General features: G+C 70.5%; 18 protein-coding genes. 4 read left to right on the forward strand and 14 right to left on the reverse strand.

All coding sequences use genetic code 11. The features are described 5' to 3' along the window. Positions 1 to 10 precede the first annotated feature (10 nt). The 12 genes from DEJ29_RS11315 to otsA all read right to left on the reverse strand — a co-directional run bounded on the left by DEJ29_RS11315 (position 11) and on the right by otsA (position 13,870). Positions 11 to 1,120 carry a branched-chain amino acid aminotransferase gene (locus DEJ29_RS11315; RefSeq protein WP_027466537.1) on the reverse strand — a complete coding sequence of 370 codons (1,110 nt, stop codon included), beginning with the start codon at positions 1,118 to 1,120 and terminating at the stop codon, positions 11 to 13. Positions 1,121 to 1,135: 15 nt separating this feature from the next. Beyond that, positions 1,136 to 2,209, reverse strand: a complete 1,074-nt coding sequence (locus DEJ29_RS11320) for a 3-isopropylmalate dehydrogenase (RefSeq protein ID WP_111095555.1) — start codon at positions 2,207 to 2,209, stop codon at positions 1,136 to 1,138. Positions 2,210 to 2,222: 13 nt separating this feature from the next. Next, positions 2,223 to 3,812 (reverse strand): phosphoglycerate dehydrogenase, encoded by a 1,590-nt coding sequence (gene serA / locus DEJ29_RS11325; RefSeq protein WP_110865397.1) that lies wholly within the window; start codon positions 3,810 to 3,812, stop codon positions 2,223 to 2,225. A 157-nt stretch (positions 3,813 to 3,969) separates the two neighbouring features. Then, entirely contained in the window at positions 3,970 to 4,353 is a 384-nt protein-coding gene (locus DEJ29_RS11330; protein WP_111055293.1) for a hypothetical protein, read from the reverse strand. After that, positions 4,350 to 4,814, reverse strand: a complete 465-nt coding sequence (locus tag DEJ29_RS11335) for a hypothetical protein (protein ID WP_111095554.1) — start codon at positions 4,812 to 4,814, stop codon at positions 4,350 to 4,352. The genes DEJ29_RS11330 and DEJ29_RS11335 overlap by 4 nt, the downstream gene beginning before the upstream one ends. 59 nt (positions 4,815 to 4,873) lie before the next feature. Further along, a complete protein-coding gene (locus DEJ29_RS11340; RefSeq protein ID WP_071405813.1) occupies positions 4,874 to 6,064 on the reverse strand; it encodes a mannitol-1-phosphate 5-dehydrogenase in 1,191 nt (396 codons plus the stop codon). A gap of 210 nt (positions 6,065 to 6,274) precedes the next feature. Then, entirely contained in the window at positions 6,275 to 7,300 is a 1,026-nt protein-coding gene (gene ilvC, locus DEJ29_RS11345) for a ketol-acid reductoisomerase (protein ID WP_027466530.1), read from the reverse strand. 71 nt (positions 7,301 to 7,371) lie between these two features. Continuing rightward, a complete protein-coding gene (gene ilvN, locus DEJ29_RS11350) occupies positions 7,372 to 7,872 on the reverse strand; it encodes an acetolactate synthase small subunit (protein WP_017888842.1) in 501 nt (166 codons plus the stop codon). Then, positions 7,869 to 9,692, reverse strand: a complete 1,824-nt coding sequence (locus DEJ29_RS11355) for an acetolactate synthase large subunit (protein WP_027466529.1) — start codon at positions 9,690 to 9,692, stop codon at positions 7,869 to 7,871. Before DEJ29_RS11355 ends, ilvN begins: the two co-directional genes overlap by 4 nt. Positions 9,693 to 9,737: 45 nt before the next feature. Then, the gene (gene ilvD, locus DEJ29_RS11360) at positions 9,738 to 11,432 is read right to left on the reverse strand and encodes a dihydroxy-acid dehydratase (protein WP_071405815.1); all 1,695 of its coding nucleotides are present in this window, start codon (positions 11,430 to 11,432) and stop codon (positions 9,738 to 9,740) included. Positions 11,433 to 11,502: 70 nt separating this feature from the next. Continuing rightward, complete coding sequence (otsB, locus tag DEJ29_RS11365) at positions 11,503 to 12,285, reverse strand: trehalose-phosphatase (RefSeq protein WP_111095553.1); 783 nt, start codon at positions 12,283 to 12,285, stop codon at positions 11,503 to 11,505. Next, positions 12,278 to 13,870 carry an alpha,alpha-trehalose-phosphate synthase (UDP-forming) gene (otsA, locus tag DEJ29_RS11370; RefSeq protein ID WP_071405817.1) on the reverse strand — a complete coding sequence of 531 codons (1,593 nt, stop codon included), beginning with the start codon at positions 13,868 to 13,870 and terminating at the stop codon, positions 12,278 to 12,280. The genes otsB and otsA overlap by 8 nt, the downstream gene beginning before the upstream one ends. A gap of 235 nt (positions 13,871 to 14,105) precedes the next feature. Between otsA and DEJ29_RS11375 the strand changes: the two genes are divergently transcribed. Further along, positions 14,106 to 16,898, forward strand: coding sequence for a hypothetical protein (locus tag DEJ29_RS11375; protein ID WP_111095552.1), 2,793 nt, complete (start codon positions 14,106 to 14,108; stop codon positions 16,896 to 16,898). Positions 16,899 to 16,982: 84 nt separating this feature from the next. Continuing rightward, positions 16,983 to 17,954 carry a magnesium transporter CorA family protein gene (locus DEJ29_RS11380; RefSeq protein ID WP_111095551.1) on the forward strand — a complete coding sequence of 324 codons (972 nt, stop codon included), beginning with the start codon at positions 16,983 to 16,985 and terminating at the stop codon, positions 17,952 to 17,954. Positions 17,955 to 18,005: 51 nt separating this feature from the next. On the opposite strand, the gene DEJ29_RS11385 is transcribed toward DEJ29_RS11380, so the two are convergent. Further along, a complete protein-coding gene (locus DEJ29_RS11385; protein WP_071405820.1) occupies positions 18,006 to 19,157 on the reverse strand; it encodes an SLC13 family permease in 1,152 nt (383 codons plus the stop codon). A gap of 93 nt (positions 19,158 to 19,250) precedes the next feature. Here DEJ29_RS11385 and DEJ29_RS11390 point away from each other — a divergent pair, with 93 nt between their 5' ends. Further along, positions 19,251 to 19,439 (forward strand): hypothetical protein, encoded by a 189-nt coding sequence (locus DEJ29_RS11390; RefSeq protein WP_027466522.1) that lies wholly within the window; start codon positions 19,251 to 19,253, stop codon positions 19,437 to 19,439. Between the two features lie 139 nt (positions 19,440 to 19,578). Here the strand turns inward: DEJ29_RS11390 and DEJ29_RS11395 are convergent, their stop codons facing one another. Next, positions 19,579 to 20,742, reverse strand: coding sequence for a mechanosensitive ion channel family protein (locus DEJ29_RS11395; protein WP_111095550.1), 1,164 nt, complete (start codon positions 20,740 to 20,742; stop codon positions 19,579 to 19,581). Between the two features lie 138 nt (positions 20,743 to 20,880). Between DEJ29_RS11395 and DEJ29_RS11400 the strand changes: the two genes are divergently transcribed. Then, positions 20,881 to 22,413 carry an amino acid permease gene (locus tag DEJ29_RS11400; protein ID WP_111095549.1) on the forward strand — a complete coding sequence of 511 codons (1,533 nt, stop codon included), beginning with the start codon at positions 20,881 to 20,883 and terminating at the stop codon, positions 22,411 to 22,413. Positions 22,414 to 22,444: the final 31 nt, after the last annotated feature.

Here is a 22,444-nt window from a genome sequence, read left to right on the forward strand (position 1 = left end):
CGCCGGTCGATCAGGACGCGTCGGTCAGCTTGGTCATCCACCCGTGCGGGTCGGGACGACGGCCGTACTGGATGTCGGTGAGTTCATCGCGCAGGGACATCGTGAGTTCCCCGGCCCCCACAGTCGGCGAACCGATCGTGAAACCGTCACCCCGGAGTTCGGCGATCGGGGTCACGACGGCGGCGGTCCCGCACGCGAACGCCTCGGTGATCGAGCCGTCGGCGACGCCGTCACGCCACTCGTCGAGGGTCACGCGGCGCTTCTCGACGGTCAGGCCGCGGTCCTCGGCCAACTGCAGGATCGAGTCACGCGTGATCCCCTCGAGGATGGAGTCGGAGTCCGGCGTGACGAGGGTGCCGTCGGACTTGACCAGGACGACGTTCATGCCGCCGAGCTCTTCGAGGTACTTGCCCTCCACCGAGTCGAGGAACATCACCTGCTGGCAGCCGTGCTCGTAGGCCTCTTGCTGGGGCAGCAGGGACGAGGCGTAGTTGCCGCCGGTCTTCGCTGCACCGGTCCCGCCCTTGCCGGCGCGCGCGTACTGCGTCGACAGCCAGATCGACACCGGCTTCGGGCCCGAGGTGAAGTACGCACCGGCGGGGCTCGCGATGCAGTGGTACGCGACGGCCTGTGCCGCGCGGACCCCGAGGAACGACTCCGTCGCGATCATGAACGGCCGCAGGTACAGGCTGGTCTCGGGTGCCGAGGGCACCCAGTCGACGTCGGTCTGCACGAGCTGCCGGATCGACTCGACGAACGCCTCGACCGGGAGCTCCGGGAGCGCCAGGCGTCGGGCGGACCGCTGGAAGCGTCGGGCGTTGGCGTCCGGTCGGAACGACCACACCGAGCCGTCCGCGTGCCGGTAGGCCTTGAGCCCCTCGAAGATCTCCTGGGCGTAGTGCAGGACGCTCGCGCTCGGGTCGAGGGACAACGGCCCGTACGGGTGGATAGACGCACTGTGCCAGCCGTCGTCGAGCGTCCACTCGACCGTCGCCATGTGGTCGGTGAAGTGCTTGCCGAAGCCCGGGTCGGCGAGGATCTGCTCACGCTCGGCAGCCGCGCGGCGGTCGGCGGACGGGGTGCTGGCGAACTCGAGTCCGAAGGCGGTGTCGGTGCTCATGGGGAGGACTCCTTCTCAGGCGGTGGTGGTGCGTGCCGTGGCCGCGGCGGCGATCGCGTCGCCGATCTCGGCCGTGCGACGCGGCGTGGTGCCCCGGTCGGCGAGGTCGGACTCCACCGCAGCCGTCACCGCGGCCGCCAGGTCACCGCGACCGAGGTGGTCGAGCAACAGGGCGACGGAACGGATCGCGGCGGTGGGGTCGGCCAGCTGCTGACCTGCGATGTCCGGCGCGGAACCGTGGACCGGCTCGAACATGCTGGGGAAGGTGCCGTCCGGGTTGATGTTGCCCGAGGCCGCCAGACCGATGCCGCCGCTGATCGCGCCGGCCAGGTCGGTGATGATGTCGCCGAACAGGTTGTCGGTGACGATGACGTCGAACCGTGCGGGGTCGCGGACCATGTGGATGGTGACCGCGTCCACGTGCTGGTAGTCGACCGTGACGTCCGGGTACTCGGCCCCGACGGCCGCGACGGTGCGCTGCCAGAGGGCTCCGGCGTGCACCAGGACGTTGCTCTTGTGCACGAGGGTCAGGTGGCGACGCGGGCGTCGGTCGGCCAGCGCGAAGGCGTACCGCACGACCCGTTCGACACCGAAGGCGGTGTTCAACGAGACCTCGGTCGCGATCTCGTGCGGGGTACCGGTCCGGATGGCGCCGCCGTTGCCGACGTAGGGCCCCTCGGTGCCTTCGCGGACGACCACGAAGTCGACCTCGCCGGGGTCGGCGAGCGGCGTCGGGACGGCCGGGTGCACCGTCGTCGGCCGGAGGTTCACGTAGTGGTCGAACGCGAAGCGGAGCTTGAGGAGCAGCCCGCGCTCGATGATGCCGCCGGCGAGCCGCGGGTCACGCGGGTCACCGCCGACCGCTCCGAGCAGGATCGCGTCGTGCTGCGCGATCGCTGCCATGTCGTCGTCGGTCAGGATGTCGCCGGTCTCCAGGTACCGTGCGGCGCCGAGGGAGAACGGGGTCTCCTGCACCACGAGGTCGTTCGGCAGGACCGCGTGCAGGACCTTCAGGGCCTCGTCGACGACCTCCTGGCCGATGCCGTCACCACGGATGACCGCGAGTCGGATCGTCTGCGCGCTGCTCATGTCCGCCACTCCCCTAGAGCGTGATGTCGATCTCGCGGAGCGAGGACGCGTCGATCGCCGAGCGGACGTGCTCGAGGATCTCGGCCGGCACGGGCGAGTCGACCGTCAGGACGCTCAGTGCCTGGCCACCGGCGGCTTCGCGCGAGATCTGCATCGCGGCGATGTTGATGCCGGCCTGGCCGAACTCCTTGCCGTAGACCGCGACGATGCCCGGACGGTCGGTGTACTCCATGACGACGTGGTGCCGGTCGAGCGGCACCTCGACGTCGTGCCCGTTGATTTCGACGAGCTTCTCGACCTGCTTCGGGCCGGTGAGCGTGCCGGAGACGCTGATCGCCGGGCCGTCGGACTGGGCACCGCGGATCGTCAGCACGTTGCGGTACTCGGGGCTGTCGGTCTCGGTGATGAGGCGGACGGTGACCCCGCGCTGCTCGGCGATGAGCGGGGCGTTGACGTAGGAGACCTGGTCGCTCACGACGTCGGTGAAGACGCCCTTGAGCGCCGCGAGCTTCAGCACGCTGACGTCGTACTCGGCGAGCTCGCCGTGCACCTCGACGTCGATGCTCGTGACCGGCGAGGTCGCGAGGGCGGTGAAGACCTGGCCGAGCTTCTCGACGAGCGGGATGCCGGGGCGCACGTACGGGTCGATGACCCCGCCCGCGACGTTGACCGCGTCGGGCACGAGCTCGCCGCCGAGGGCGAGACGGACCGACTTGGCGACCGAGACGCCTGCCTTCTCTTGCGCTTCGTCGGTGGAGGCGCCGAGGTGCGGCGTCACGACGACGTTCGGGAGTGCCAGGAGCGGCGAGTCCTTCGGGGGCTCGGCGACGAAGACGTCGAGGCCGGCGCCGGCGATGGTGTTCGACGTGAGGGCCCGGTGCAGGGCGTCCTCGTCGATCAGGCCACCGCGGGCCACGTTCACGACGAACGCGGTCGGCTTCATCAGGGCGAACTGGGCGTCCGAGATCATGCCGAGGGTCTCCGGTGTCCTCGGCATGTGGATCGTGGTGAAGTCCGCCCGACGCAGCAGGTCCTCGAGGGAGACGAGCTCGACCCCGAGCTGCTGCGCACGTGCCGTGGTGACGTACGGGTCGTACGCGATGACCGTCACGCCGAAGGCCTGCAGCCGCTGGGTGATGAGCGCGCCGATGCGGCCGAGGCCGATGATGCCGACGGTTTTCTCGTAGAGCTCGACACCGGTGTACGACGAGCGCTTCCACGCACCGGCGGCCAGCGAGGCGTGGGCGGCCGGGATGTGCCGTGCGAGCGACAGGATGTGCCCCACCGTGAGCTCCGCCGCCGAGATGATGTTCGAGGTCGGGGCGTTCACCACCATCACGCCGGCGGTCGTCGCGGCCTTGATGTCGACGTTGTCGAGGCCGACGCCGGCACGGGCGACGACCTTGAGGACCGGTGCCGCGGCGATCGCCTCGGCGTCGATCTTGGTGGCAGACCGCACGAGGACGGCGTGCGCGTCGGACAGCGCCGCCAGGAGCGCCGGACGGTCGGTGCCGTCCACGTTCCGGATCTCGAAGTCGGGCCCGAGGGCGTCGACCGTTGCGGGCGAGAGTTCTTCGGCGATCAGGACGACCGGCTTCGACACAGCAGCTGTTTCCTCACTCGAGACGGTTGGTATCCCACCATGCTATCGACGCGGGCCGGTGGTTACGACCGCGGGAGCGGTCCTGTGGAGAACCACACGACGGCCAGGAGGGGCGGGGCGGGGCCGCACCGCGCCTCCTGGCCGTCGACGGGTCGCGTCAGAAGTCCAGCAGCGTCGGGACGAACAGCTGGAGGTCGAGCCAGAGGGCGCCGGCGCCCGCGAAGGCGACCACGAACACCGCGATCGTGACGGGCAGGCTCGAACGCCGGGTGATGACGATCGCCGCGACGAACGCGACCGGCGCGATGAGGATGTCGAGCACGAGCCACAGCCACGGGGTGCTGGTCTGCAGCGAGTCGCCGCCCGAGGTCGTCTGGAGGAACGCGTTGAAGGCGTCCACCCGTTGGTTGATCTGCGTGAGGTTGCCGACGGCCTGCACCGTCATGTACGCGAACAGCGCCGCGAACACGACCCAGACCACGATCTTCGCGACCACGGGGGCGCTGTTCCGGCGGGTCGTCGCCGGCACTGCCCCGGTCACCCGAAGCTCCGCGTCAGGAGGAACGGCCAGGGGAAGAGCACGACGGCGCCGAGGAGCATCCAGAGCAGACGGGTCCGCGTGCGGCTGCTGCGCGCCGCCCAGAGCACCACCGTGAACCAGAGTGCCGGCGCGAGGATCGCGAGGAAGCGGAGCACCTCGACGAAGAGCGTGAGCACCGTGTCGACGCCGGAGACGTACGCGGTCGACGCGGTGAGGAGCCAGGCCACCGTGTAGAGGAGGTAGAGGCCCCCGAAGACGCCGAACCCGACGAGCGCGCCGGAGGTCTCGGGCGCCTCGGGGTCCCGCTCGCCGCGCTCGCGCACCGCCACCGGGTTGTGCGCCGCGTCGACGTGGGTGGCGTCGTCGGCGTCACCCCAGCTGAGGGCGGCGTCGTCGGTGTCGACGGCGTTCGGCACGTCCGGGTCGATCGACCCGTCTGGTGAGGATGCTGCCGTGGTCATCCCCCGATTCTACGAGGGACACGGCACCGGGGAGACCAGCGACGGCCGGGAGGCCGACGTCAGACGTCGGCGGGCTGCGTCGCGAGGACCTCGGCGACGACGTCGCGGACGGCCGGGAAGAGCGGGTGGCTCTCCATCAGGCCCGTGAGGATCTCGGTCAGCGCGTGCGCGGTCGCCCCGGAACGCAGGAGTGCGTGCAGCTCGATCGACTCCGGGTCGTTCTCGTCGTCGAACGCGAGCGCCACACGAACGGCACCGAGCAGGTGCTCGACGGGCAGGCCGCGCTCGGCGAGCTGCGACGCCGGGCCGACGAAGCGTTCACGACGGCCGAGCTTGCGGAGCGGGTTGCGGCCGACGCGCGCGGTGGAGTCCGGCAGGTGCGGGTTCGCGATGCGGGAGAGGTTCGCGGCGACGTAGCGCGCGTGGTCCTCGGGGTCGAAGCCGTGCTTCGCGATCAGCAGTGCGGTGGTCTCGGCGAGCACCCCGTCGACCTCGGCGCGGACGGCGTCGTCCTCGAGTGCTTCGCGGATGAGCCGGATGCCCCGCACGTAGCCGTGGTAGGCGGCGGTGGCGTGCGCCGTGTTGACCGTGTAGAGCTTGCGCTCGACGAACGGCTGCAGGTCGTCGACCCAGGTGACGCCCTCGATCGTCGGCGGTTCGGCGTCGGAGCCGAGGAACGGGGTGCGCTCGATGACCCACTCGTAGAACGGTTCGAGCACGACGTCGAGGCCGCCGGACTGACCGAGCACACCGGACTGGTCCGGGACGATGCGGTCGATCGCGCAGTTCGCGAAGACGGCGGCGATGTCGCGGTCTTCGAGGATGGGGGCTCGGCGGATGCTGGCGTGCAGGGAGTCGGTTGCGTTGAACGCGTTCTCGCAGGCGACGATCGTGACGTCGCCGCGCTCGAGCGGGCGTGCCGCGAGCCCTTCGGCGATGAGCGGCGCGACGAGCGGGAGTGTGCGTGCGCCCACGGCGGTGGTCACCACGTCGGCCTCGGCGATGGCCTGCACCACACGCTCGCGGTCGGTCTTGCTGCTGAGCGCGCGGAACCCGTAGACGAGGTGCTCGACCGGCATCTCGCCGACCTCGTGCACCACGAACCGGCCGGCTTCGTTCAGGGCCGAGACCACGCGTTCGTCGACGTCGACGAAGGTGAGCTCGTAGCCGCTCGCCACGAGGAACTGGCCCACGAACCCACGCCCGATCTTGCCGGCGCCGATGTGGACCGCTCGCTTCGTCACCGCCATCGAACGATCATCCCATGCTGGTCGGGGCGGTCCTGACCGCGGGTGCGCAGCACGGCCGACGGGTGTCGGGAATCGTCCGCGCGCACGGCGGAGGGACGCCGGTCCGCGGCGTCGGGGCTGGAGAAGAGCTGCTGCATAACGTTCGGGTCACATCGCGAGGCGGCGGTGCAGGTGCACCGCCGCCTCGCAGGTCGAGTGGTTCTCGGAAGACTACCGCGCGGCCGAGCCGTCGACGTAGTCGCCGTCGTTCTGCTTCCACGCGAAGAGCGCGCGGAGCTCGCGGCCGGTGGCCTCGATCGGGTGGCCCTCGCCCTTGGCACGGAGCGCCTTGAACTCCGGTGCGCCGGCGTCCTGGTCCTCGATGAAGCGCTTCGCGAAGGCACCGTTCTGGATGTCCGCGAGCACCGCCTTCATGTTCTCCTTGACGTCCGGCGAGATCACGCGCGGGCCGGAGACGTAGTCACCGAACTCGGCCGTGTCGGAGATCGACCAGCGCTGCTTGGTGAGGCCGCCCTCCCAGATGAGGTCGACGATGAGCTTGAGCTCGTGCAGGACCTCGAAGTAGGCGATCTGCGGCTGGTAGCCCGCCTCGACCAGGGTCTCGAAGCCGTACTGGATGAGCTGCGAGGTGCCACCGCAGAGGACGGCCTGCTCGCCGAACAGGTCGGTCTCGGTCTCCTCGGTGAAGGTCGTCTTGATGCCGCCGGAGCGGAGGCCACCGATCGCCTTGGAGTACGACCATGCGAGGTCCCACGCGGAACCGGACGCGTCGACCTCGACGGCGACGATCACGGGGACGCCACGGCCGGCCTCGTACTCGCGGCGGACGGTGTGGCCCGGGCCCTTCGGCGCGACGAGCGACACGTCGACGCCCTCGGGCGCCTCGATGTAGCCGAAGCGGATGTTGAAGCCGTGGCCGAAGACGAGCGTCGCGCCCGGCTTGAGGTTCGGGCGGATGTCCTCGGCGTAGACGATGCGCTGGACCTGGTCCGGCGCGAGGATGACGACGACGTCGGCCCAGGCGGTGGCGTCGCCCGGCGTGTGGACCTCGAAGCCCGCCTCTTCGGCCTTCTGCCGGCTCTTCGAGCCCTCCTGCAGGCCGATCTTCACCTCGACACCCGAGTCACGGAGGTTGAGGGCGTGGGCGTGGCCCTGCGAGCCGTAGCCGATGACGGCGACCTTCTTGCCCTGGATGAGCGTCAGGTCGGCGTCGGCGTCGTACACGATGTCAGTCACGAGGGTGTGTCTCCTTGGTTCTGTGGTCGGTGCCGGGCACCATCGGCGCCCGGGAAGGGTGTGACGGGCGCTCAGCGCACCCGGTCGGTGATGCTCTTCGGTCCGCGGCCCATGCCGAGGAGGCCCGCGCGGGCGAGCTCCTTGACGCCGTAGGGCTCGAGCACGCGGAGGATCGCCTGGATCTTGCCGGGGTCGCCGGTCACCTCGACGATCAGGGAGTCGGTCGCCACGTCGACGACCTGGGCACGGAACAGGTTCACTGCTTCGAGCACCGCCGAGCGCGTCTGGTTGTCGACGCGCACCTTCACGAGCATGTGCTCGCGCTGGACCGACTGCGAGAAGTCCAGTTCGACGATCTTGATGACGTTCACCAGCTTGTTGAGCTGCTTCGTCACCTGTTCCAGCGGGAGGTCCTCGACGTCGACGACGACGGTGATCCGGCTGAGGCCGTCCACCTCGGTGTTGCCGACGGCGAGCGACTCGATGTTGAACCCGCGGCGGGCGAAGAGTCCGGCGACACGGGTCAGCAGACCGGGCTTGTCCTCCACGAGGAGGGAGAGGACGTGGCTCATGCGGTTTCTCCCGTCATGTCGGCGTCCTCGTCGTCCCAGGTGGGCGCGAGTGCCTGGGCGTACTCGATGGACGAGTTGCTGACGCCCTGCGGGACCATCGGCCACACCATCGAGTCACGGCTCACGACGAAGTCGATCACCACCGGGCGGTCGTTGGTCGCGAGGGCGAGCTCGATCGCGGCGTCGACCTCGTCGGCCTTCTCGACCCGGATGCCGAGGGCACCGTACGCGTCGGCCAGCTTCACGAAGTCCGGCACACGGCGCGAGGCGTGCCCCGTCTCGAGGTCGGTGAAGGAGTGCCGGCCGTCGTAGAACAGCGTCTGCCACTGCCGGACCATGCCGAGCGACGAGTTGTTGATGATCGCGACCTTGATCGGGATGTCGTTGATGACGCAGGTCGCGAGTTCCTGGTTCGTCATCTGGAAGCAGCCGTCGCCGTCGATCGCCCAGACCACACGGTCCGGCTGGGCGACCTTCGCGCCCATGGCCGCGGGGACCGAGTAGCCCATCGTGCCGGCGCCGCCGGAGTTGAGCCAGGCGTTGGGCCGCTCGTACTTGATGAACTGCGCGGACCACATCTGGTGCTGGCCGACACCGGAGGCGTAGACGGCCTCGGGACCGGAGAGCTCACCGATGCGCTTGATGATGCCCTGCGGCGCGAGGAGTCCGTCGGTCGGCTCGGCGTACCCGAGCGGGAAGTCGGTCTTGAGCTGGTGGAGCTTCGCCCACCACTCGTCGGTCGACGCGCGGTCCTCGACGGCGATGCCGCCCCAGGCGTCGAGCAGGTCGACCAGGACCTCGCGGGCGTCACCGACGATCGGGACGTCGGCGAAGCGGATCTTCGAGATCTCGGCCGGGTCGATGTCGACGTGCACGACCTTGGCGTCCGGCGCGAACTCGTCGGCCTTGCCCGTCACGCGGTCGTCGAAGCGGGCACCGAGGGCGACGATGAGGTCGCTGTCCTGCAGGCCGAGCACCGCGGGCACCGTGCCGTGCATGCCGGGCATGCCGAGGTGCTGTGGGTGCGAGTCCGGGAACGCGCCGCGTGCCATCAGGGTCGTGACGACCGGCGCCCCGGTCGCTTCGGCGAAGCGGAGGAGCTCGGCGGTCGCGCGGGAGCGGATGACACCGCCGCCGACGTAGAGCACCGGACGCTTCGACTCGGACAACAGCTGCGCGGCCGCGGTGATCTGCTTGCCGTGCGCCTTGGTCACCGGGCGGTAGCCGGGCAGGTCGATCTTGGGCGGCCACACGTAGGGCGCCGACTTCTGCTGGGCGTCCTTCGTGATGTCGACCAGCACGGGGCCGGGCCGACCGGTCGTCGCGATGAGGTGCGCCGCGGCGAGGGTCGCCGGCACGTCGGCCGGGTCGGTCACCAGGAACGAGTGCTTCGTGATGGGCATCGTGATGCCGACAATGTCGGCTTCCTGGAACGCGTCGGTGCCCATCAGCGTCGAGAACACCTGGCCGGTGATCGCGATGAACGGCACCGAGTCCATGTAGGCGTCGGCGATGGCCGTGACGAGGTTCGTCGCACCGGGGCCGGACGTCGCGATGGCGACGCCGACCTTGCCGGACGACGAGGCGTAGCCCTCGGCGGCGTGGCCGGCGCCCTGCTCGTGACGGACGAGGATGTGGCGGATCGTGGTCGACGCCATCAGCTCGTCGTAGAACGGGATGATCGCGCCGCCGGGCAGGCCGAAGACGTCGGTGATCCCGAGGTGCTCGAGCGTCCGGAGGACGGCTCCCGAGCCGGTGAGGATCTCCGGCGACCGGCGTGCACCGGCGGCCGCGGACAACGGAGTTGCTTCCGTGGGCATGAGTGGTCCTTGCCTGAGTGGTGGCGGTGGTGCGGGTGTCGGACGCTAGCCCGTGACCGCGCCCTGGGCGGCGGACTTCACGAGCTTGGCGTACTTCGCGAGGACTCCGCGGGTGTAGCGCGGGGGCAGCGGGGCCCAGCCGTCACGGCGGGCCTCCAGCTCGGCCGGGTCGACCAGTAGGTCGAGCGAGCGAGCCGCGATGTCGACACGGATGCGGTCGCCATCACGAACGAAAGCGACTGGACCTGCGTCCACTGCTTCCGGTGCGATGTGGCCGATGCACAGGCCGGTTGTGCCGCCTGAGAATCGACCGTCGGTCAAGAGTAGTACATCCTTGCCGAGGCCCGCGCCCTTGATGGCCGCGGTGATGGCGAGCATCTCGCGCATGCCCGGGCCGCCCTTGGGGCCCTCGTAGCGGATGACGACGACGTCGCCCTTCTCGATCTTGCCCTCGGTCAGGGCGTCCATCGCCGCACGTTCGCGGTCGAACACGCGGGCGGGGCCCTCGAAGACGGAGGCGTCGAAGCCCGCCGTCTTCACCACGGCACCCTCGGGGGCGAAGGAGCCCTGCAGGACGGTCAGGCCACCGGTCTCGTGGATCGGGTTGTCGAGCGTGCGGAAGACCTCGCCGTCGAGTGCCGGTGGGTCGATCTCGGCCAGGTTCTCGGCGACGGTCTTGCCGGTCACGGTCATGCAGTCGCCGTGCAGCAGGCCCGCGTCGAGCAGCGCCTTCATGATCACGGGGATGCCGCCGTTGCGGTCGACGTCGACCATGACGTACTTGCCGAAGGGCTTCATGTCGGCCAGGTGCGGGACCTTGGAACCGATGCGGTTGAAGTCGTCCAGCGACAGCTCGACCTCGGCCTCGTAGGCGATCGCGAGCAGGTGCAGGATGACGTTGGTCGAACCGCCGAGCGCCATCGCGACGGCGATCGCGTTCTCGAAGGCTTCCTTGGTGAGGATCTGGCGTGCGGTGATGCCGTGCTCGAGCATGTTCACCACGGCCTCACCGGAGCGGTGCGCGTAGTAGTCGCGGCGACGGTCGGCGCTCGGCGGAGCGGCGGAGCCCGGCAGCGACATACCGAGCGCTTCGGCGACCGAAGCCATCGTGTTCGCCGTGTACATGCCACCGCAGGCGCCCTCGCCGGGGACGATGGCGCACTCGATCTTCTTGAGCTCTTCCTCGCTCATGGTGCCGGCCTTGCAGGCACCGACGCCCTCGAAGGAGTCGATGATCGTGACTTCCTTCATCGTGCCGTCGGCCTGCTTCACGTAGCCCGGCATGACCGAACCGGCGTAGAGGAACACGCTCGCCAGGTCGAGTCGCGCGGCGGCCATCAGCATGCCGGGGAGCGACTTGTCGCAGCCGGCGAGCAGGACGGTGCCGTCGAGGCGCTCGGCGTTGACGACGGTCTCGACGCTGTCCGCGATGACCTCACGCGAGACGAGGGAGAAGTGCATGCCCTCGTGGCCCATCGAGATGCCGTCCGAGACGGAGATGGTGCCGAACTGCAGCGGGTAGCCGCCACCGGAGTGCACGCCCTCCTTCGCACCCTGCGCGAGGCGGTCGAGCGACAGGTTGCACGGCGTGATCTCGTTCCACGAGGACGCGATGCCGATCTGCGGCTTGCTCCAGTCCTCGTCTCCCATACCGACGGCCCGCAGCATGCCACGCGAGGTGGTTGCTTCGATCCCGTCGGTGACGACCCGGCTGCGCGGCTTGACGTCGATATCAGGCATGGGATGAGTCTAGGACGCTTTGGGATACCAGCCGTGCACCCCCGTGCATTCTCATGCTCGGGGGCCGCGATCAGCGGGTGGCGCGGAGCCTCGCCAGCTGCTTCAGGACCCCGGTCAGGGCCGCCGGGTCGGCGATGCGGTACCCGGCCCGGGTCTGGCCCGGCCCGACCTTCACCCCGACGTCGCCGTCGCCGAGCACGCGGAAGGCGTCCTCGTCGGTGACGTCGTCGCCGGCGAAGAACACCGCGTCGGCACCGTGCAGCTCGCGGAGCCGGGCGATCGCGTCGCCCTTCGTGACGTGTCGCACCGCGAACTCGACGATGTCCTTGCCACCGCGCTCGAGCACCTCGGGGTCGGCCTCGTGCGCCGCGCGGCTCGCCGCCGCGTTCGCCTCGGCCGCGACCTGGGCGGAGACACGGCGCGTGTGCACCCCGTGTCCGGCGGGCTTGTGCTCGATGACGACGCCCGGGTACCGTTCGCCGACCGCGTCGAGCGCCGCACCGATCCGTGCCACACGCTCGACCTCGTCGTCACTGAGCGCGGCCTCGTCGTGGCCGTCCACGCGCCACTCGACGCCGTGCGAACCGACGAGCGCCATGTCCTCGGGTGCGTGGGTCACCGCGGCCAGGCTGCCGAGGGGGCGCCCGGACACGAGCACCACCTCGGTGTCCTTCGCACGGTGCAGGGTCAGGACCGCGGCCCACGAGCCGGGCAGCGCGCCGACCTGCGAGGGGTCGTCGGCGAAGGGGGCCAGCGTGCCGTCGAAGTCGAGGGCGACGATCAGTCGCGGCGCAGCCGCGAGCGTCTCGAGGGCCGCGTCGATGGCGGTCTGGTCGGTGGTGGTCTCAGTCATCACGTGCCTCCCGGGTGTCCTCGGCAGCCCTGGCGGACTGGGCGTCCTGGTCGAAGATCGACATGTTGTCGGTCTGCGCCTCACGGTGCTGTTCGCGCGGGTCGGCGGCGGACGGGTCGATCTGGGCGTTCCGCGGCGCGTGCCGGTCGAGCGCCTCGAGGAACGAGCGCGACCAGCGCGCCACGTCGTTGTCGCGGACGCGCTTGCGGAGCGCGCGCATGCGCGTCGACCGCTCGCGACGCGGCATCTGGATGGCGCGCTCGATCGAGTCCTTGAGCGCACCGATGTCGTGCGGGTTGACGATCACGGCCTGCTTGAGCTCGTCGGCGGCGCCGGCGAACTCGGACAGGATGAGCACCCCGTCGTTGTCGAAGCGGGCGGCGACGTACTCCTTCGCGACGAGGTTCATGCCGTCGCGCAGCGCGGTGACGAGCATGATGTCGGCGGCCAGGTAGAGCGCCACCATCTCCTCGCGCGGGTAGCCGTGGTGCAGGTACGAGATCGGCTGGTGGCCGATGACGCCGAGGTCGCCGTTGATGCGGCCGACGCTCAGCTCGATCTCGTCGCGGAGCGCCGCGTACGAGTCGACACGCTCGCGGCTCGGGCTCGCGACCTGGATCAGGGTTGCGTCCTCGACCGCGATGCGGCCGTCCTCCACCAGCTCGCCGAAGGCCTTGATGCGGTGGCGGATGCCCTTGGTGTAGTCGAGCCGGTCGACGCCGAGCAGCACCGTCTTCGGGTTGCCGAGGCTCTCGCGGATCTCACGCGCACGCTCCTGCACCTCGGGCTTGCGGGCGATCGCCTCGAAGCTCTCGGCGTCGATCGAGATCGGGAAGTGCCTGGCCTCGACGTGGCGGACCGTGATGCCCTTGCGGCTGCGCGGGGCTGCCGGATCGTCCACCGGGACGTCGATCGTGGTGCCCTTGGTCGTGTAGCCCTTGATGTGCCGGACCGCTCGGAGGAAGTCGCTGGCGTCGTCGTGGCGCTGGAAGCCGATGACGTCGGCGCCGAGCAGCCCGTCGAGGATCTGCGCACGCCACGGCAGCTGCGCGTAGATGCCGACCGGCGGGAACGGGATGTGGTTGAAGAAGCCGATCGTGAGGTCGGGGCGCTTGGCGCGGAGCAGGGCCGGCACGAGCTGCAGCTGGTAGTCCTGCACCCAGACGATGCCGTCCTGCTCGACGATCTCGGCGATCTGCGCGGCGAAGCGCTCGTTCACGCGCTTGTACGCGTTCCACCAGTCACGGTGGTAGCTCGGGTGCTCGATGACGTCGTGGTACAGCGGCCAGAGCGTGTCGTTGCTGAAGCCCTCGTAGTACTCCTCGACGTCGTCGTCGGAGAGCGGGACGGGGACGATGTGGATGCCCTCGTTGTCGAACGGTGCGACCTCGACCTCGGCCTGCCCCACCCAGCCGACCCAGGCTCCGTCGTTCGCGCGCATCACGGGTTCGAGGGCGGTCACGAGGCCACCCGGCGAGTGCCGCCAGCCCTCGTTGCCGTCCTGGTCGACGACGCGGTCCACCGGGAGTCGGTTGGAGGCGACGACGAACGAGTAGCGGGTCTGTTCGGTGCGGTCTGCAGGCATGGGGTGGTGTGATCTCCGTTCCGCCCGGCCGGGGCCGGGTGCGTCGGTGCGTCGTGCGTCGGGTGCGACGGGTGCGACGGCCGGCGTGGTGCGCCGGGCGCGCTGCTGAAGTTACCAGCGTGGGGACAGCGCATTCACGGCGGATCGGCGGTTCCGCTACGCTGCAGGCACGTGTCGGGGGGACACGGGTGCTGGAGTGCGGCGCCGGCCTCCCGGTCGGAGAGGACCCCCAGCCGTGAGCGAGAACCCGCCCAACCAGCCCGTCCCGCCGTCGCAGCCCGGTCCGGGCCAGCCCGGTGCCGGCCAGCCCGGTCCGGGCCAGCCCGGTGCCGGCCAGCCTGCCTGGAACGGCCAGCCCGCCTGGCAGCAGCAGCCTGGAGGCCCGCAGCAGTGGTCGGGTCAGCCCGCCCCCGCCGCGCAGCCGTCCGATGCGTTCGGTCGCTTCCTGCGGTCCGTGTCCGGTCGCGACTGGCTGGCGGCCGTGCTCGCCGCCGTCGGCGGCTGGGTCGCGGCCTACGTCGTCGCCGGGCTCTCGCTGCTCATCACCGTCGGGCTGCTCGCGTCGGGCGGCAGCGGGTCGGCCGCTCCGTCCACCGGGTCCGGCACCGACCTCGGCGTGGGCTCGGCCCCCGACGTGGAGTCCCTGCTCTCCGGCGTGAGCGTCCTGCTCGGCGCGCCGGCGCAGCTCGTGGCCCTCGCCGACCTCGGCCGACTGCACCTGTCCGGGTCGATCGGGTTCCTCGGTTCCGGCTCGGGCTCGCTCGCCGTGGTGCCTGCGCTGGTGCTCGCCGCGCAGGTCGTCCTGGCCGTCGTGCTCACCCGCCGGATCCGCACGCGTGGCCTCGGCCGCACGCAGGTGCTCGTCACCGCGGTGGTCTCCGGCCTCGTCACCACCGTGCTCACGAACGTCGCCGCTGGCCTCTTCGCGATCCGGTTCCCGTCGGTGTCCGGTGCGGTCATCGAGCCGGTGCACGCCGTCGGCGCCGGCAGCATCATCGGTGCGTTCGTCATCGGGGCCCTGGCGGCACTCCTCGCCCGGCCCTCCGTCCTCGCCGGGCGCAACGTCTTCGCCGCCCGGCTGCTCGGCACGCTCCGCGTCGCCGCGTCGCAGCTCACGGTCCTCGTCGTGCTGGTCGCCCTCGTCGTCATCGTCGTCGCCCTGATCGCGCAGCCGTCCTACGGCTCCGCGTTGCCGCTGCTGCTCGGGAACGTCGCGATCGGACTGACCGCGCTCGGGTTCTTCGGTGGTGTGGGGACGTCCGGCTTCGGGTCCGCCAGCGACACCGCCTCGGTGTTCAGCGGAGCCGGCGGATGGACCTGGCTCGTCGTGCTGTTCGTCGTCGTGACCTCGGTCGCGGCCGGGCTCGCCCTCGCCGTCCGTCGCAACGACCGGATCCGCACCACGCTCGACTGGGTCGTCACGCCGCTGGTGTGGTTCGCACTCGGTCTGCTCTGCTTCGTCCTCGGCACGGGCGTCGTCTCGTACCAGGTGAGCAGCACGAGCTCCGTGGACGGCTCGGGGTCGATCGGCATCACGCCGTGGACGCCGATCGTCTTCGCCCTGTGGGGCGGCGCGATCGAGGTCGTCGCCCGGTACCTCGCCCCGGTGCTCCTGCCCCGCCTCGGCGGAGCCGTGGTGCTCCGGACGTCCCGCCTGGTCGGAGCGGACCCCCGCCCCGTCGTGCCCCCGGCGTTCCCGGCCGGGCCCGCAGCCGGCCAGGCCGGGCCCGCCGCGGCCCAGGGTGCGCCCGTCGCGCCCACCGCGACCGTCGACCCGGCCGCGCCCGGTGCGCCCGGTGCGCCCAGCGCTCCCGTTGCACCCGGCGCGCCTGTCGCCGAGGACGCGCCGGCCGCCGCCGCGTGGAACACTCCCCCGGCCGCTGACCAGCACGTGCCGTACCCGCCGGCCGGGCCTGCCCAGGAACCCGCGTACGGCGTGCAGTCGATCTCCGGCGCGCAGCCGGCGGCCGGGTCGCAGCCGCCCTACGGCGCGCAGCCCCCGTACGGCGCACAACCGGCCGACGGGTCGCAGCCGTTCATCAGCGGTGGTGCCCCCGCTCCGGCACCGATGTCCCCGCGGGCCAAGAAGATCCTGGTCCGTTCGCTCATCGCCGGTGGCGCCGTCATCGTCGTCGTCATCGCCGGTGCGGTCACGACGAGCGTCCTCCGCGCCAACGTCTGGGGTCCGGCCCCGACCGTGAAGTCCTACGTGCAGGCCATCGCCAGCGGCGACGCCGACACCGCCGCCGACCTGAGCGAGATCCCCGACGACGCGGCGATGCTCGACTCGAAGGTCCTCGGGAGCGCGAAGGACCGCCCGTCGGACATCCGCGTCGGCCGGGTCGCCCGGACCGGTGACACCGCCATCGCCACCCTGAGCTACACCCAGGACGGCAAGAACCGCTCCGGCCAGGTGTCGCTGCGGCGCACGGGCACCTCGTTCCTGGTGAAGGACGAGTGGCGTGTCACGCAGCCGCTGGCCCAGCAGGTCACCCTGACGGCCTCCGACGTCCTCGAGGGCGCTCCGGTGACCGTCGGCGGCAAGGAGATCGGGAAGATCAGCGACGGCAAGTTCACGTCCCTCGCCTACCCCGGCACCTACCAGGTCTCGGTCGGCGGGACGAAGTACTTCACCGGCGGCACCGAGAAGGTCGCCGTGGGCGCGGTCACGTCGGGCTACGTCGACTTCGCGCCGAAGGCGACCAAGGCACTCGAGCAGGACGCCGAGCAGTACGTGACCGACCTCATCGACGACTGCGCCGAGAAGACCGAGCTCCGGGCCCTGAGCGGCTGCCCCTGGTACGGGCCCTACGACGCCGACGGCGGCGTGCAGTACGACGTCACGTCGATGCCCGAGCTGGAGGTCGAGGCGTCGCGCGCCGGCACCGTGATGGTGACGAGCACGAAGGACGGGAGCGTCTCGTACGGCTACACCTCGTACCTGGGCGACAAGAAGCGCGGCGAGGACTCGTTCAGTGTGAACCAGTACCTGAAGGTGCAGGACGGCAAGCTCGTCTCCGCCTACTGAGCAGGAGCCGACCGAGCGGCTCCGCAGCACCACGACGGCCGACCCGGGATCTCCCGGGTCGGCCGTCTCAGTAGGCTGACGAGCATGGTCAGGACACGGGCGTGGTGCAAGGGCGACACGGTCGAACGGGACTTCCCCGTCGACCGGATCTCCGAGCTCGTCGCCGATCCGGACACCTTCGTCTGGATCGACTACACCGACCCGACGTCGGCCGACCTCGAGCAGATCGAGGAGGAGCTCGGCATCCACGCGCTCGCCGTCGAGGACGCCGTCGAGCACGGTCAGCGCCCGAAGCTCGACCGGTACCGGGACAGCCTGTTCCTGGTCGTCTACGACGTGGGCGGCACGGACGACGAGGGTGACCTGATCACGCACGAGGTCAAGGCCTTCGTCACCGAACGGGCGCTCGTCACCATCCACGGGTCCGACGTCGACACCGCCCCGATGGAACACCGGCTCACGGCGAACTCCGACATCGCCGAACACGGCGTGCCCTGGCTCGTCTGGGCGCTGCTCGACGCCGTCGTCGACCGGGCCACGGACACCGTCGAGGACCTCGAGCGGCAGATCGATGCGCTCGAGGACGACCTGTTCGAACCGGGCGACCCCCGCGAGCAGCAGATCCAGCGGCGGTCGTTCCGGCTCCGCAAGACCCTCGGGGTGCTCCGGCGCCTGGTCGTCCCGACGCGGGACAGCGTCGGCTCGTTGCTGCACGGTGACGCGGAGACGATCTCGAACGGCATCCGGCCGTACTTCCGCGACGTCGAGGACCACCTGGTCTCGATCGCTGACTCCGTCGAACAACTCCGCGACGCCGTCTCGAGCGTGCTCGACACGACCCTGAACCTGGCGTCGAACCGGCAGAACACCGTCATGAAGAAGGTCACGAGCTGGGCGGCGATCATCGCGATCCCGACCGGTGTGACGAGCTTCTTCGGGCAGAACGTGAAGTTCCCGGGCGAGGGCGCCTGGAGTGGTCTCTGGGCCTCGCTCGCGATCATCACCGCGTCGTCGCTCGTGCTCTACCGCGTCTTCAAGACCCGCGACTGGCTCTGACCGCGCACGGCACCGGCACCGGCACCGCCTCGGCACCAGGCTCCGCCGGCGTCAGAGCGCGAGCGCCATGACCCCGGCGACGACGGTGAGCGGCGCGACGACGCACCCGAGCGCCATGTACCGGCCCCAGGACAGGTGCACGCCCTCGGCCGACAGCCGTGCGTGCCACAGCAGCGTCGCGAGTGAGGCCCACGGCGTGATGAGGCAGCCGGCGTTGACGCCGATGAGCAGCGCCGCGTACCGGACGGCCTCGTGCCCGGCGGCCGGTTCGAGCACCAGGTACGCCGGCAGGTTGTCGATGCCGTTCGCGGCGACCGCGCCCGCACCGCCGAGCAGCAGCAGCGGACCGGTCCCGGTGCCGCCCTGCAGCGCGTGCACGATCGGGTCGGTGATACCCGTCGTGTGCAGCGCCTCGACCACCACGAAGAGCCCGGCGGCGAACAGCAGGGTCGACCACGGCACGCGGGACACCCGGAGTTCGGACGGTGACCGGAACGCCGCGACCACGACGAGCACCACGGCGGCCAGGACCGCGGCGATCCACACGGTCACCCCGGCCGTCAGGGCGACGACGAGCGCGACGAGCACCGCGGAGGCAGCCCAGAAGAACACCGGGTCCTTCGGCGTGCGGACGGACACCGGCGAGTAGCGGCCGAACAGCTTGCCGCGGAACACCACGAGCAGGACGACGCACGGCACGACCACCCCGGCGACCGCGGGCCAGGCCATCAGCCCGGCGAACGGCAGCGGGCCGCCGAGCCCCATCCGGTCGACGGCGAGCAGGTTCGTCAGGTTCGACACCGGCAGCAGCAGCGAGGCCGTGTTCGCGAGCCAGACCGTGGTCAGGGCGAACGGCATCGGGGGCAGTCCCACACGCCGTGCGAGCGAGATCACGATGGGGGTGAGGAGCACCGCGGTGGTGTCGATCGACAGGAAGACGGTGCAGAGCACGGCGAGCACGACGACCGCGCCCCAGAGGCCGATGGTGCGCCCGCCACCGACCCGGGCGGCGACGTCGGCGAGGCGGTCGAACACCCCGGCGTCCGCGGCGAGCTCGGCGACGACGGTCAGCCCGAGCACGAACCCGAGGACCGGCAGGACCCGGTCGGCGAGCACGGCGAGGTCGTCGAGGGGCAGCAGCCCGAACACGACGCAGACCGCGCCGACCACGAGCAGGGCCGCTCCGATGACCGCTTGACGCACGAACACTCCTCCGGCAGACACCGCGGCAGGGTGACCGGCGGCGCTCCAATGTACGGGCCGGTAGCGTTGTCAGCACGACGACAGGAGGCCTCTGTGCGCAAGTTCATGTTCAACGGTGCGGTGTGGAGTTCGCTCATCAGCGGCTACAGCGTGCTGCAGACCACCCGCCAGGGACCGCGTGACTGGCGGCTCGCGCTGACCTGGGTCGCGTGGCTCGCCACGACGATCGTGGCGATCGGCACGGTCGTCGAGGACGACCGCGCGGTCAAGGCGCGCCAGTAGCTCGAGACGCGGCAGGGGGTCGCGGACGCGACCGGACTGACGGACGGGAGGCCCGGTGCCAGCTGGCACCGGGCCTCCCGTCCGTCGTCCGTCCGGTCCACGGCAGCCCGTCCCGGGACCCCGTGGCGCCGGAACGGGGTCAGCGCTCGGACTCCGGGATGCCGGACGTCTGGATCGGTCCGGTGAAGAGCGCGCCGCGCTCGTCGTCACCGAACAGCTGCGAGTCCCCCTCTGCCGGACGTCCGCGTCGGCGCGGTGCCGCCGCACCCGGCTCGGTGAGCTGCACCCGCTGGACCGGCAGGGCGTCCGGGTGGGTGCGCTGGATCCACTCGACCATCTCCTCGCGGACGTAGCAGCGGAGGTCGAACAGGCCTCCGGCGTCGGGTGCCGTCACGAGGATGCGGACCCGGACCAGTCCCCCGACGGCGTCCGTGACCTGGAGCACCTTGACCCGGCGGTCCCAGATCGTCGAGGTGTCGAGGATCCGGTCGAGCTCCGCCCGCATGTCGGCCGGGCTCACCCGCCAGTCGAGGTCGAACTCGACGGCACCGAGCAGTTCGCTGCCGGTCCGGGTCCAGTTCTCGAACGGCGTGCTCGTGAAGTACGTCGACGGCAGCACGAACCGACGGTCGTCCCACAGGTGCACGACGACGTAGGTCAGCGTGATCTCCTCGATCCGTCCCCACTGCTGCTCGACCACGACGACGTCGTCGACGCGGATCGACCCGGAGAACGCCAGCTGCATGCCGGCGAACACGTTGCCGAGCGTGGACTGCGCGGCGAGGCCCGCGACCACGGAGATGAGGCCGGCGCTGGCGAGCACGCTCGCGCCCGCGGCCTCGACCCCGTCGAAGGTCAGCAGGATCGCGCCGACCGCGATGATGACGAGCACGGCGACGGTGAGCCGCCGGATGATGAGCACCTGGGTGCGGATGCGACGCGCCTGCCGGTTGTCGGGCACGTCGATGCGGAAGCGGTGCAGCCCGAGGTCCTCGAGGAAGATCGCGACCTGGCACGCGAGCCAGCAACCGGTCGCGATCGTGACGATCAGGAAGGCGTGCGCGACCTCGTCACGCCACGGGTAGTCGTCGGGGTTCCGCGGGATGCTCGACGTGAACGCGATCCAGAGCAGGACCACCAGCAGCACGGTGCGGAAGGGGTGCTTCGTCCGTCGCGAGAGCACGCCGGCCCAGCGTTCCCGGCGCGCGATCGCCCGGAGGACCAGGTGCAGGACGAGGGCGACGACGGCGGTGACGAGCAGGGCGAACCCGATCGCGACGAGGAGTCGGAGGAGGATGTCCATCCCTCCATGCAAGCAACGGACGACGGTCGTCGTTCAGGTTCGGGCCGCCGTCGGCTGTGCGGACGTTCAGTCACCGCGGTTCGACCGAACCGGGTTTTGCGTGACGCCCCGGTCCGGTGCGCATGTAGGTTCTCTCGCATGACAGCGCAGAACGACACGGGTGGCAACCGAGCGCCGGCGAACGACTTCTCGCACGAGCAGGAGGGCTACCAGCACGGTCTGAAGCCCCGGCAACTGCAGATGATCGCGATCGGCGGCGCGATCGGCACCGGCCTCTTCCTCGGTGCCGGTGGACGCCTGCACACCGCGGGCCCCGCGCTCGCGCTGACCTACCTGGTCGCCGGGATCTTCGCCTTCTTCATCCTGCGTGCCCTGGGCGAGCTGGTGCTGCACCGCCCGTCCTCGGGGTCGTTCATCTCGTACGCCCGCGAGTTCTACGGCGAAAAGTTCGCGTACGCCGCCGGCTGGATGTACTTCCTGAACTGGGCGATGACCTCGATCGTCGACACCACGGCGGTCGCGATCTACCTGCAGTACTGGTCCGCGTTCACCGCGGCACCGCAGTGGTTGCTGGCACTCATCGCACTCGTCGTCGTCCTGGCCGCGAACATGGTCGCCGTGAAGGTGTTCGGCGAGCTCGAGTTCTGGTTCGCCCTGATCAAGGTCGCCGCGCTCGTGGCGTTCCTCGTCGTCGCGATCATCTGGCTCGTCTTCGCGTTCCCGGTCGAGGCCGGTGGCGAGGCCGTGCGCACCGGCTTCATGATCTGGGGCGACAACGGCGGGCTGTTCCCGAACGGGCTGCTCCCCGCGGTCATCGTGATCCAGGGTGTCGTCTTCGCCTACGCCGCGATCGAGCTCGTCGGCACGGCATCTGGTGAGACGCAGAACGCCGAGAAGGTCATCCCGCGCGCGATCAACTCCGTCGTCTTCCGCATCGCGGTCTTCTACGTCGGGTCGATCGTCCTGCTCTCCCTGCTGCTACCGTACACGGCCTACAAGGAGGGCGAGAGCCCCTTCGTGACGTTCTTCTCGTCGCTCGGCAACCCGCACGTCGGCGCGATCGTCGGCGGCATCATGAACTTCGTCGTGCTCACCGCCGCCCTGTCGTCGCTGAACGCCGGCCTGTACTCCACCGGACGCGCGCTCCATTCGATGGGCATGAACGGTTCGGCGCCGAAGTGGACCACGAAGATGTCGAAGGGCGGCGTCCCCTACGCCGGCATCCTGCTCACCGCGGCGTTCACCGTCGCGGGCGTCGTGCTGAACTACTTCGTCCCGAGCCAGGCGTTCGAGATCGCCCTGAACATCGCCAGCCTCGGCATCATCACCGCGTGGGGCACGATCATCCTGTGCCAGATGCGGCTGCGCCAGTGGGCCAAGCAGGGGCTCGCGAAGGAACCCTCGTTCAAGCTCCCCGGGGCGCCGGTCACGGCGTGGCTGACCCTGGCGTTCCTCGCATCGGTCATCGTCCTGATGGCGATCGACTACCCCGTCGGCACGTACACGATCGCGTCGCTCGTCATCATCATCCCGCTGCTCGTCGTCGGCTGGTTCCTGCAGCGTGACCGCATCCTGCGCATCGCCGCCCTGCGCGAGGGCGTCACCGGCCCCTACCCGATCGGCGTCCGCGACCCCGCCGCCTCGGTGCGACGCGACGGCGACGGGAGCTAGCGCTCCGCTTGTCCCCGGAACGCAAGGCCCC

It is taken from the genome of Curtobacterium sp. MCPF17_021, from assembly GCF_003234605.2.
In the GTDB taxonomy this organism is placed as follows: domain Bacteria; phylum Actinomycetota; class Actinomycetes; order Actinomycetales; family Microbacteriaceae; genus Curtobacterium; species Curtobacterium flaccumfaciens.

Coding starts and splice junctions, on each gene's coding strand:
- DEJ29_RS11340 (WP_071405813.1), bottom strand. CDS start 6,064: ATGGCGGTGACGAAGCGAGCGGTCCACATCGGCGCCGGCAAGATCGGG.
- DEJ29_RS11400 (WP_111095549.1), top strand. CDS start 20,881: ATGACAGCGCAGAACGACACGGGTGGCAACCGAGCGCCGGCGAACGAC.
- otsA (WP_071405817.1), bottom strand. CDS start 13,870: ATGCCTGCAGACCGCACCGAACAGACCCGCTACTCGTTCGTCGTCGCC.
- DEJ29_RS11355 (WP_027466529.1), bottom strand. CDS start 9,692: ATGCCCACGGAAGCAACTCCGTTGTCCGCGGCCGCCGGTGCACGCCGG.
- ilvN (WP_017888842.1), bottom strand. CDS start 7,872: ATGAGCCACGTCCTCTCCCTCCTCGTGGAGGACAAGCCCGGTCTGCTG.
- DEJ29_RS11395 (WP_111095550.1), bottom strand. CDS start 20,742: ATGGACATCCTCCTCCGACTCCTCGTCGCGATCGGGTTCGCCCTGCTC.
- ilvD (WP_071405815.1), bottom strand. CDS start 11,432: ATGCCTGATATCGACGTCAAGCCGCGCAGCCGGGTCGTCACCGACGGG.
- DEJ29_RS11380 (WP_111095551.1), top strand. CDS start 16,983: ATGGTCAGGACACGGGCGTGGTGCAAGGGCGACACGGTCGAACGGGAC.
- otsB (WP_111095553.1), bottom strand. CDS start 12,285: ATGACTGAGACCACCACCGACCAGACCGCCATCGACGCGGCCCTCGAG.
- DEJ29_RS11315 (WP_027466537.1), bottom strand. CDS start 1,120: ATGAGCACCGACACCGCCTTCGGACTCGAGTTCGCCAGCACCCCGTCC.
- DEJ29_RS11320 (WP_111095555.1), bottom strand. CDS start 2,209: ATGAGCAGCGCGCAGACGATCCGACTCGCGGTCATCCGTGGTGACGGC.
- DEJ29_RS11335 (WP_111095554.1), bottom strand. CDS start 4,814: ATGACCACGGCAGCATCCTCACCAGACGGGTCGATCGACCCGGACGTG.